Below are 2,458 nucleotides of genomic sequence, written 5' to 3' on the forward strand. Positions count from 1 at the left end.
GCCTGAAGCCTGAAGCCTGAAGCCTGAAGCCTGAAGCCTGAAGCCTGAAGCCTGCGCTACTCCGCAAAATCTGCTAACAATGGCTGTCAGTTGCGCTGTCACTACTGTGCGCATAATGCGCCGTCGATATTTTTGGGAGTTTCCATGAGCAGCACTGCGCCCGCCAGCGAAGGCGAAAAAATCCTGATCGTCGATGACGACGCGCGACTGCGTCGTTTGCTCGAGCGCTTTCTCGATGAGCAGGGCTATCGCGTGCGAACCGTGGAAAGCGCTGAGCAGATGGATCGCGTGCTCAGTCGTGAGCTTTTCCATCTGGTCGTGCTGGATTTGATGATGCCAGGTGAGGACGGCCTGTCGGCCTGCTCCCGCCTGCGTGAAAGCGGCAATCAGATCCCGATCATCATGCTCACCGCCAAAGGCGATGAGGCCAGCCGCATTCACGGGCTGGAGCAGGGCGCCGACGACTACCTGGCCAAGCCGTTCAATCCGCGCGAACTGCTGGCGCGGATTCGTGCGGTGCTGCGTCGGCAGGCGCCGCAAGTGCCGGGTGCGCCGGGAAGCGATGACGAGACGGTGACCTTTGGCGACTACGAGCTGTTTCTTGGCACCCGCGAGCTGAAGAAGGGCGACGAGGTGCACATGCTCACCACCGGAGAATTCGCCGTACTCAAGGCGCTGGTGCAGCATGCCCGCGAGCCGCTCACCCGCGACAAATTGATGAACCTGGCCCGTGGCCGCGAATGGGACGCTCTGGAGCGGTCCATCGACGTGCAGATTTCCCGTCTGCGCCGGTTGATCGAGCCCGACCCGTCCAAACCGCGTTACATCCAGACGGTCTGGGGCGTGGGTTACGTGTTCGTGCCTGATGGCAATAAGTAAAGCGGCGGCAGGCTCCAGGCGACAGGCTTCAGGTGGGTCCGTGATCCTCCGGCGGCTTTTCGCTTCTGCCTGCCGCTTGCAGCCTGCCGCCTGAGGCTGCTTTATGAAAACCCCGCTCTGGTTCCCGCAAAGTTTCTTCGCCCGCACCTTATGGATGGTGCTGATCGTCGTGCTGTTCTCCAAGGTACTGATGCTGGTGTACCTGATGATGAACGAAGACGTCATGGTCGATCGCCAGTACAGCCACGGCGCGGCGCTGACCCTGCGTGCGTATTGGGCGGCCGACGAAGAGAACCGCGAGCGTATCGCCGATGCTGCCGGGCTGCAGCGGGTCACGACCGAAGAAGTACCGCCCAGCGAATACCATTGGCCTTACACGGAAATTTTCCAGCGCCAGATGCAGGCCGAGCTTGGTGTCGAAACCGATGTGCGAGTGCGTATCCAGCCGCAGACGGCGATCTGGGTGCGCGCGCCGAGTTTGGGGCCGGACTGGCTCCAGGTTCCGCTCTACGCCTATCCGCTGCGGGGGCAGCGAATCTGGAGCGTACTCGGCTGGTTCCTCGGGATCGGCCTGCTATCCACGGCGGCAGCGTGGATTTTCGTCAGCCAGCTCAACCTGCCCCTAAAGCGCCTGGTCTACGCGGCCAGGCAGATCGGCAAGGGCCGCAGCGTGCGATTGCCGATCAGCGACACACCAAGTGAGATGACGGAGGTCTACCGCGCTTTCAACCAGATGGCCGAGGACGTCGAACAAGCCGGGCGCGAGCGCGAACTGATGCTCGCCGGGGTTTCCCACGATTTGCGAACGCCTCTGACCCGCCTGCGTCTGTCGCTGGAGCTGATGACCAGTGAGGCCGAACTCACCGAAGACATGGTGCGCGATATCGAGGATATGAACGCGATTCTCGACCAGTTCCTCGCCTTTATCCGCGACGGCAGCGACGAGCCGGTGGAAAGCGTCGATCTCGGCGAGTTGGTTCGCGAAGCCGTAGTGCCCTACAACCAGTATGGAGAGACCGTTCGCCTATGCGTCGAGCCGATGCCGCAGCTCGCCCTGCGCCGCGTATCGATCAAGCGCCTGCTGGTCAATCTGATCGAAAACGCCTTGCGTTACGGTGGCCATGGCGTCGAAGTCGCCGCGCATGTGTCCGGCGACAGCAACGCTCCGTACGTGGTGCTCAGTGTGCTCGATCGTGGGACCGGTATCGATCCGAACGAACTGGGAGAAATCTTCAATCCGTTCATCCGTGGCGATCGCGCGCGCGGTGGGCAGGGCGCTGGGCTGGGGTTGGCGATCGTCAAACGCATCGCTTCCCAGCATGGCGGCGTCATCGAACTGCGTAACCGCGAGGGTGGCGGGCTAGAGGCGCGTGTGAGTCTGCCGCTGGGGCTGGTGCTGCCGAGGGATGCCATAAGAACATAAAGCCGAAAGGCGGCGGCAGGCTTCAGGCTGCAGGTAAAAGCGGCAAGAGCGAAAAAAGCGGACAAAAGCCTTGATATGGCTCCGCAGGGCCATCACGCTAATTAGCCTGAAGCCTGAAGCCTGAAGCCTGAAGCCTGAAGCCTGAAGCCTGAAGCC

At 61.8% G+C, this 2,458-nt stretch carries 2 protein-coding genes; both read left to right on the forward strand.

Annotated elements, in window-relative coordinates; genetic code table 11:
• Positions 1 to 144: 144 nt before the first annotated feature.
• Complete coding sequence (ompR, locus tag AC2LD7_RS21865; RefSeq protein ID WP_484599705.1) at positions 145 to 879, forward strand: osmolarity response regulator transcription factor OmpR; 735 nt, start codon at positions 145 to 147, stop codon at positions 877 to 879.
• A 103-nt stretch (positions 880 to 982) separates the two neighbouring features.
• Positions 983 to 2,302 carry an ATP-binding protein gene (locus AC2LD7_RS21870; protein WP_484599706.1) on the forward strand — a complete coding sequence of 440 codons (1,320 nt, stop codon included), beginning with the start codon at positions 983 to 985 and terminating at the stop codon, positions 2,300 to 2,302.
• Positions 2,303 to 2,458: the final 156 nt, after the last annotated feature.

The sequence above is a fragment of the Stutzerimonas sp. genome (genome assembly GCF_982611455.1).

Bases quoted from the DNA above. Each gene is read 5' to 3' on its own strand.
- ompR (WP_484599705.1), top strand. From the start codon at position 145: ATGAGCAGCACTGCGCCCGCCAGCGAAGGCGAAAAAATCCTGATCGTC.
- AC2LD7_RS21870 (WP_484599706.1), top strand. From the start codon at position 983: ATGAAAACCCCGCTCTGGTTCCCGCAAAGTTTCTTCGCCCGCACCTTA.